The following is a 9,659-nucleotide window of genomic DNA, read 5'->3' on the forward strand; positions in this document are numbered from 1 at the left end:
CCACCGCCATACCCACCCACTGCGCCCCCTGACCGGGGAACACGAACACCGAACGGCCGGGCTCCTCGACGGCGCTCGCGCGGACCACGCCCGGCGCCTTGGCACCTTCGGCCAACGCGCCCAGGCGCTCCAGGAGTTCGTTCCGGCCGGTTCCGGTCACCGTGGCCCGGTACTGGAACGCGGACCTGGTCGTCGCCAGCGAGTGGGCCACATCGGCGGCACGCAGCTCCGGGCGCTCGGCCACGAACTCCCGCAGCCGGTCCGCCTGGGCCCGCACCGCGTCGTTGCTCTTGCCCGACACGATCCACGCCACCGGGCCGTCGGCCACCTCGACCTCGGCGGTCTCGGCCGCCTCGGCCTCGGGGGCCTGCTCCAGGATGGTGTGCACATTGGTGCCGCTCATGCCGAACGCCGACACACCCGCACGCCGCGGATGCCCGGTCTCAGGCCACGGCCTGGCCTCGGCCAGCAGCTCGACGTCGCCCTCCGTCCAGTCGACGTGCGGCGAGGGCTCGTCGAGGTGCAGGGTCTTCGGCAGCACACCGTGCCGCATGGCCATCACCATCTTGATGACTCCACCGACACCGGCGGCCGCCTGCGAGTGGCCGATGTTGGACTTGATGGCGCCCAGCCACAGCGGCTGGCCGTCGGGGCGCTCCTGGCCGTAGGTGGCCAGCAGCGCCTGGGCCTCGATCGGGTCACCCAGCGAGGTGCCCGTGCCGTGCGCCTCCACCGCGTCCACCTCGTCGGCCGACAGGCGGGCGTTGGCAAGGGCCTGCCGGATGACCCGCTGCTGCGAGGGGCCGTTGGGCGCCGTCAGACCGTTGGACGCGCCGTCCTGATTCACCGCGCTGCCCCGCACCACGGCGAGGATCGGGTGTCCGTTGCGGCGGGCGTCCGACAGCCGCTCGAGGACGAGCATGCCGACGCCCTCGGCCCAGCTGGCACCGTCCGCGGCGGCCGAGAACGGCTTGCTGCGGCCGTCGGAGGCGAGCGCGCGCTGGCGGCTGAACTCGACCAGCGACATCGGGGTGGACATCACCGTCACCCCACCGGCGAGGGCCAGCGAGCACTCGCCCTGGCGCAGCGCCTGCCACGCGAGGTGCAGTGCGACCAGCGACGAGGAGCACGCGGTGTCCACCGTCAGCGCGGGCCCTTCCAGGCCCAGGGTGTAGGAGATGCGGCCGGAGAGGACACTGGGCGAGACACCGGTGCCGATGTAGCCCTCGACGCTCTCCTGGGACCCGGCGAGGACGCCGCCGTAGTCCTGGTAGGTCACGCCCGCGAAGACACCCGTCTGGCTGCCCTTCGCGGAGACCGGGTCGATACCGGCCCGCTCCAGCGCCTCCCACGAAGTCTCCAGCAGCAGTCGGTGCTGCGGGTCCATCGACAGCGCCTCGCGCGGCGAGATCCCGAAGAACGCCGGGTCGAACTGGCTGGCGCCGTGCAGGAAGCCGCCTTCCTGCGTGTAGCACTTGCCCGGCTCGTCCGGGTCCGGGTCGTAGAGGTTCTCCACGTCCCAGCCGCGGTCGGTCGGGAACGGGGAGATGCCGTCCCGGCCCTCGGCGACCAGGTTCCACAGGTCCTCGGGGGTGGCCACCTCTCCGGGGTAGCGGCAGCTCATCCCCACGATCACGATCGGCTCGTCGTTGCCCGCCACCGCGACCGGCACCGGCTGCAGCGCCCCGGTCTGCGCGCCAAACACCTCGGCACGGGCGAACTTGGCCAGTTCGGCGGGGGTCGGGTAGTCGAACACCGCGGTCGCCGGGAGGCGCAGGCCCGTGGCCTTGCCGACCCGGTTACGGAACTCCACGGCGGTCAGCGAGGTGAAGCCGATGTCCTTGAACGCCTGCGACCCCTGCACCGCGTCGGCGGAGGCGTGTCCGAGCACCGCCGCGACATGGGTGCGGATCACATCGAGCAGCACCCGGTCCTGCTCGGGCTCGGCGAGCCCGGTCAGCCGCTCCCGCAGCGCGGCGAGCGGTCCGGAGTCCGATCCGGCGCCCCGCTTGGCGGCGCGCCGCGCGGTCTTGCGGCGGCGGGCGGGCTTGACGGGGGTGTTCTCGGCGGGGGCTTCGGTGGCCACTTCGGCTGAGGTGGCGGGCTCCGGCTCCACCACCGGGGCGGCCTCCGTCTGCTCCGTGGCGACCTGGCGCAGCGTCAGCGAGTGCGCGGAGAACACGGCTTCACCGGCTCCGTCGACCGCCGCCAGGGAAAGGGTCTCTGGACCGGTGCGGGCGAGCCGTACGCGCAGCGCGGAGGCACCGGCGGCGTACAGCGACACCCCGGCCAGGCTGAACAGGACGCGGCCGCGCCCCAATCCGTCCAGCACTCCGAGGCCGAGCGGCTGCAGCGCCGCGTCCAGCAGGGCGGGGTGCAGCCCGAACCGCTGGGCGTCCATGACGGACTCCTCAGCCAGACTGACCTCGGCGAACACCTCGTCGTCGCGCTGCCAGACGGCTCGCAGGCCACGGAACGTGGGTCCGTAGACCAGTCCGTCGCCCGCAAGCAGCTCATAGAGGCCGTCCGCATCGACGCGCTCGGCGCCGGGCGGGGGCCATGCGGCGGAGTCGAAGCGGGCCGCCCCTTCGGCGGTCGCGGCGTCGTCCGGCTCCGGCGCGAGCACACCGCTGGCGTGGCAGGTCCACTCGTCCTCGCCCTCCGGCCCGGCCGTCCGCGAGTACATCTCCAGCGAGCGGGTGCCGGACTCGTCCTCCTCGCCGAGGACGAGCTGGATCTGGACGCCGCCCCCTCGGGGGAGGACCAGCGGCGCCTGGATGACGAGCTCTTCCACCTGGCCGAGGCCGACCTCGTCACCGGCGCGGACGGCCAGTTCGACGAGGGCCGTGGTGGCCAGGACCGCCTCGCCGCGCAGAACGTGGTCCGCCAGCCAGGGCTGGGTGTGCAGCGACAGCGTTCCGGTGAACACCAGGCCGTCGGCGCCCGCGAGGGGGACGGCTCCGCCCAGCAGCGGGTGGTCGGCCGGGTCGAGGCCGAAGGCGGCGGGGTCTCCCGCGGAGGCGCCGGGCTCCAGCCAGTAGCGCTGGTGCTGGAACGCGTAGGTCGGCAGGTCCACGCGGCGGGCGCCGCGTCCGGCGAAGAAGGCCCGCCAGTCGACGGTTCCGCCGTGGACGTGGGTCTCGGCGAGTGCCGCCACGAGCGCCTGTGGCTCGGGGCGGTCCTTACGCAGCACCGGAACCAGCAGGGGGACCGGTGTGCCGTCGGCCGCGATGTCGTCGGCCGGTTCGGTCAGGCAGTCCTGGACCATCGCGGACAGTACGCCGTCGGGACCCACCTCGATGTACGCGGTGACGCCCTGTGCCTCGAGTGCCCGTACCCCGTCGCGGAAGCGGACGGTCTCCCGCACATGGCGCACCCAGTACTCCGGCGAGCACACCTCGTCGGCACCGGCCTGCTCACCCGTGGCGTTCGAGATGAAGGCGATGGACGGCGCCTGGAAGGACAGCCCCTCGACGACCGTGCGGAAGCCGTCCAGCATCGTGTCCATGTGCGGCGAGTGGAAGGCGTGGCTGACCCGCAGCCGTCGGGTCTTGCGGCCCTGCTCCGCCCACTGCCCGGCGATCTCCAGCGCCGGGGCCTCATCGCCCGCGATCACCACGGCCGTCGGGCCGTTGACGGCGGCGATGCTCAGCTCGGCCTCACGACCGGCCAGCGACGCCGCGATCTCCTCCTCAGATGCCTCAATGGCGACCATCGCGCCACCCTCGGGCAGCGCCTGCATCAGACGACCGCGCGCGGCCACCAGCGCGCACGCGTCCTCGAGCGAGAACACACCGGCCACATGCGCGGCGGCGATCTCACCGATGGAGTGGCCGATCAGGACGTCCGGGGTGATGCCCCAGTGCCCCAGCAGCCGGAACAGCGCCACCTCGATGGCGAAGAGGGCGGGCTGGGTGAACGCCGTCCGGTCCAGCAGCCCGGCGTCCGCGCCGCCCTCGTCGGCGAACATCACGTCCTTCAGCGGACGGTCCAGCGTGACGTCCAGGTGTGCGCACACCTCATCCAGCGCCCGGGCGAACACCGGGAACGTCTCGTACAACTCCCGCCCCATGCCCAGGCGTTGAGCGCCCTGACCGGTGAACAGGAACGCGGTCTTTCCGACCGCGGCAGCCTGGCCCCGGACGATGCCGGGGGCGTCGTCGCCCGCGGCGACGGTCTCCAGGCCGCGCAGCAAAGTGTCGCGGTCGGTGCCCAGCAGCACCGCGCGGTGCTCGAACACCGATCGCGTGGCGACCAGTGATTCGGCGATGTCCAGAACGCCGGACCCGGTCCCTTCTTCGGACAGCTGGGCGCGCAGTCGCCCGGCCTGGTCGCGCAGGGCTTCCGGGCTCCGGGCGGAGAGCACCCAGGGGGCCATTCCGTGGTCGTCGGCGGGGGCCGCCTCGTCCTCCGCCTCGTCCAGTACGGGGGCCTGCTCGATGATGGTGTGCGCGTTGGTGCCACTGACACCGAACGCGGAGACACCGGCCCGGCGCGGCTGCCCGGTCTCGGGCCACGCGGCGGCCTCGGTCAGCAGCCGCACCTCGCCCGCCGACCAGTCCACCTCGCGCGAGGGCTCGTCCACGTGCAGCGTCCGCGGCAGCACACCGTGCCGCATGGCCATCACCATCTTGATGACGCCCGCGACACCGGCGGCGGCCTGGGTGTGGCCGATGTTCGACTTGATCGATCCGAGCCAGAGCGGCAGGTTCTCCGGGCGCTCCTGACCGTAGGTGGCCAGCAGTGCCTGGGCCTCGATCGGGTCGCCCAGTGTCGTTCCTGTGCCGTGTGCCTCGATCACCTGGACGTCGGCGGCGGAGAGCCGGGCGTTGGCGAGGGCCTGGCGGATGACCCGCTGCTGTGAGGGGCCGTTGGGCGCGGTCAGACCGTTGGACGCACCGTCCTGGTTGACCGCGGAGCCCCGTACGACCGCCAGCACCTGGTGGCCTTTGCGCCGGGCGTCCGACAGCCGCTCGACCAGCAGCATGCCCACACCCTCGGACCAGCCGGTGCCGTCTGCGGCGTCCGCGAACGGCTTGCACCGGCCGTCGGGGGCGAGCCCGCGCTGGCGGCTGAACTCCACGAACGCGGCCGGGCTGGTCATCACGGTGACGCCACCGGCGAGCGCCATCTCGCACTCGCCCTGGCGCAGCGCCTGCGCGGCCTGGTGGAGAGCGACCAGCGACGACGAGCACGCCGTGTCCACCGTCAGCGCGGGCCCCTCCAGACCCAGCGTGTAGGAGATGCGGCCCGAGACGACGGAGGTGGCGCTGCCGGTCAGCAGCTGCCCTTCCAGCCCCTCGGGGATCTCCTGCAGCCCGGTGCCGTAGCCGGAGGTCGCGGCGCCGACGTAGACGCCGATCTGGTTGCCGCGCACGGACGCCGGGTCGATACCGGCCCGCTCGAACGCCTCCCAGGACGTCTCCAGCAGCAGCCGCTGCTGCGGATCCATCGCAAGCGCCTCACGCGGCGAGATCCCGAAGAACGCGGCGTCGAACTCGCTCGCCCCGTCGAGGAATCCGCCCTCGCGGGCGTAGAAGGTGCCCAGCCGCTCGGGGTCGGGGTCATACATCCCCTCGACGTCCCAGCCGCGGTCGGAGGGGAAGTCCACGATGGCGTCCGTTCCGGCCGCCACCAGGTTCCACAGCTCCTCCGGGCTGCGCACACCGCCGGGGAAGCGGCAGCTCATCCCGACGATCGCGATCGGGTCGTCATCGACCGGCGCCAGCGCCGCCGACGGGGCGGCCACCGCACCCTGCGTCCCCAGCACCTCCGCACGCAGATGGTCGGCCAGCACCGCGGCACTCGGATAGTCGAAGACCAGCGTGGCCGGAAGCACCAGCCCCGTCTCCACGTTCAACCGGTTACGGAACTCCACCGCCGTGAGCGAATCAAAGCCCAGCTCCTTGAACGCCCGCCCCGGCTCCACCGACTCCGCGCCCGCGAAGCCGAGGACGGCGGCGGCGTGGGCGCGCACCAGATCGAGGAGGGTCCGGGCGACCTCGGCCTCGGTGAGCCCGGTAAGCCGCTCACGGAGTGCCGAGCCCGAAGTGCCTTCGCCGCTACCGGCGTTCGCCAGCGCCCGCTGGACCTCGGGCAGGTCGCCGAGGAGCGGGCTGGGCCGCCCGATGGTGAACGCGGGGGCGAACCGCTCCCAGTCCACATCGGCCACCGTCACCACACCGTCGTCACCCGCGACCGCCCCCTGCAGCGCGGCCATCGCCAGACCGGGCGCCATCGCGGGCAGACCACGGCGCGCCAGCTGGTCGCCCTCGTCTCCGGCCGCCATGCCACTCTCGGCCCAGGGGCCCCAGGCCACCGCGGTACCAGCGAGACCCCGGGCACGCCGGTCCTCCACCAGCGCGTCCAGATAGGCGTTGGCCGCACCGTACGCCGCCTGACCACCACTGCCCCACACACCCGCGATCGAGGAGAACACCACGAACGCGTCCAGCTCACGGTCGCCCAGCAGCTCATCCAGGTTGACGGCGCCCGCCACCTTGCCGTGGACCACGGCGGCGGCGTCGGCCAGCCCGGTCTCGGCCAGCGGCCCGGACCCGTTGGCGCCCGCCGCGTGGACCACCGCCGTCAGCGGAAGCTCCTCCGGCACGGCGGCCAGTACGGCGGCCAGTTGCTCGCGGTCGGCCACGTCGCAGGCGGCCACGGTCACCCGGGCGCCCAGCGCCTCCAGCTCCTCGCGCAGCTCGGACGCGCCCGGCGCGTCGATGCCGCGACGGCTGGTCAGCACCAGGTGCTCGGCACCGTTCCGCACCAGCCAGCGCGCCACCTGACCGCCGAGTGCGCCCGTACCGCCGGTCACCAGCACCGTGCCACGCGCTCGCCACGTCGTCCCGTCGGCCACGGGGGCGGCCGATCGCGTCAGACGGCGTGCGAACACTCCGGAGCCGCGCACCGCCACCTGGTCTTCGGCGACCTCGGCGACCTCGGTGGACTTGGCGGCCTTGGCGGCCTTGGCGGCCTTGGCGGAGAGCACACCGGCCAGTCGCGCGACCGCGCGCTCGTCCAGGGACTCGGGCAGGTCGACCAGGCCGCCCCACAGCTGCGGCAGTTCCAGCGCGGCCACCCGGCCCAGCGCCCACACCATGGCCTGCGCCGGGTGGCTGAGCCGTTCGGAGCGGCCCACCGACACGGCGCCGCGGGTACCGCACCACAGCGCGGCCTCGATGCCCGCGTCCGCCATGGCCCGCACCAGCGTCAGGGTCAGGGCGAGACCGCCGGAGAGCGCGGGATGTCCCGGGCAGGGCTCCTCGTCCAGGGCGAGCAGCGACAGCACACCGCTCAGGGCGGGCGCGTCGGCGATCGCCCCGCGCAGCCGCTCCCCCAGCGTTCCGGCGTCCAGGTCGCGCTCATCGGCCACCAGCGACACCACATCCGCGCCGTGCCGCCCGAGCCCGGAGACGACCTCCGCCACCAGCTCGTCCTCGGCGCGCGAGGCCGGGACCACCACCAGCCACGTCCCCGACAGCGACCCGTCGACCGCGTCCGGAACCGGCTTCCACGCCACCCGGTAGCGCCAGTTGTCGATCGTGGACTGGTCGCGCCGGTTGCGGTGGTACGTGGACAGGGCGGGCAGCACCGCGCTGAGCGGTGTCTCGCCGTCGACGTCGAGCGTCTCGGCGAGCGCTTCGAGGTCCTCGCGCTCGACCGCCTCCCAGAACCGGGCGTCCACCGAGTCCGCGGCGCCCTGGGTGTCCCAGCCGTTCAGGGAGAGGGACACCTCGGGCCAGTACCGCTCGCGCTGGAAGGCGTACGTCGGCAGCTCCACCATGCGCGCACCGCGCCCGGCGACGACGGACTCCCACTCCACCGAGGCTCCGTGGACATGGAGTTCGGCCAGCGCCATCGTCAGCGCGTGGGCCTCGGGACGGTCCTTGCGCAGCACCGGCACCACGGCCGAGGCCGCGGCCTGGTCCTCCGTCAGGCAGTCCCGCGCCATCGCGGAGAGCACACCGTCCGGGCCGACCTCGAGGAACCGGGTGACACCCCGGGCGGTGAGTGCCCGCACGCCATCCGCGAAGCGCACGGCCTCACGGACATGGCGGACCCAGTACTCCGGCGAGCACACCTCGGCCGCGTCCGCCGCCTCGCCCGTCACATTCGAGACCAGGGAGATGGACGGCGTCTGGAAGGACAACCCCTCGACGACCTTACGGAAACCGTCGAGCATCGCGTCCATGCGCGGCGAGTGGAACGCGTGGCTCACCCGCAGCCGTCGGGTCTTACGGCCCTGCTCCGCCCACCCCCCGGCGATCTCCAATGCCGCAGCCTCATCACCCGCGACCACCACAGCCGCCGGACCATTGACCGCCGCGATACTCACCTCGGCCTCACGACCAGCCAGCGACGCCGCGACCTCCTCCTCGGAGCCCTCAATGGCGACCATCGCACCGCCCTCGGGCAGCGCCTGCATCAACCGGCCACGCGCCGCCACCAGGGCACACGCGTCCTCCAACGAGAACACCCCCGCCACATGCGCGGCGGCGATCTCACCGATGGAATGACCGACCACCACATCCGGCGCCACACCCCACGCCGACAGCAACCGGAACAACGCCACCTCAACCGCGAACAGCGCGGGCTGGGTGAACGCCGTCTGATCCAGCAGCCCGGCGTCCGCACCGTCCTCGTCGGCGAACATCACGTCCCTCAGCGGACGCTCCAGCATGACGTCCAGGTGTGCGCACACCTCATCCAACGCCCGGGCGAACACCGGGAACGTCTCATACAACTCCCGCCCCATGCCCAGGCGTTGCGCACCCTGACCCGAGAAGAGGAACGCCGACTTGCCACCCGTGACGGTCTGTCCCTGGACGACCCCCGAGGCGATTCCGCCCTCCGCGACGGCCCGCAGGCCGCGCAGCAGGGTCTCCCGGTCCTCGCCCACCAGTACGGCGCGGTGCTCGAACACCGACCGGGACGCCAGCGTGTGTCCGATGTCCAGCGCCCCGATGTCGTCCCGGGCCGCCACATCCGCGTACAGCCGGTCGGCCTGGGCCCGCAGCGCCTCCCGGCTCTTGCCGGACACCAGCCACGGCACCACGGCCGCCTCGGGCCCGGCCGCCTCAGGCGCCACGGCCTCTTCCAGGTCGGGGGCCTGCTCGACGATGGTGTGGGCGTTGGTCCCGCTCAGCCCGAACGAGGAGATACCCGCCCTGCGCGGCTGCCCGGTCTCCGGCCACGCGGTGGCCTCCGTCAGGAGACGCACCTCGCCCGTCGACCAATCCACCTCCCGCGACGGCTCGTTCACATGCAGCGTCTGGGGCAGTACACCCGCGCGCATGGCCATCACCATCTTGATGACCCCGGCGACGCCCGCGGCGGCCTGGGTGTGGCCGATGTTGGACTTGATGGCACCCAGCCACAGCGGGCGGCCCTCCGGCCGCTCCTGCCCGTAGGTGGCCAGCAGCGCCTGCGCCTCGATCGGGTCACCCAGTGTCGTTCCGGTGCCGTGCGCCTCGACCGCGTCCACCTCGGCGGCGGACAGCCCCGCGCTCTCCAGCGCCTGCCGGATCACCCGCTGCTGGGACGGGCCGTTCGGCGCCGTCAGACCATTGGACGCACCATCCTGGTTGATGGCACTACCGCGCACGATCGCCAGCACCGGGTGGCCGTTCCTCCGCGCGTCCGACAGCCGCTCC

The 9,659-nt window shown here is 73.1% G+C and carries 1 protein-coding gene; it reads right to left on the bottom strand.

Annotated features, from left to right (window positions below; translation table 11 throughout):
* Nucleotides 1-9,659: type I polyketide synthase (locus tag VT50_RS24400; protein ID WP_143645264.1), on the bottom strand; the 9,659-nt coding region annotated here is incomplete at both ends.

The sequence above is a fragment of the Streptomyces antioxidans genome (genome assembly GCF_000968685.2).
Classification (GTDB): domain Bacteria; phylum Actinomycetota; class Actinomycetes; order Streptomycetales; family Streptomycetaceae; genus Streptomyces; species Streptomyces antioxidans.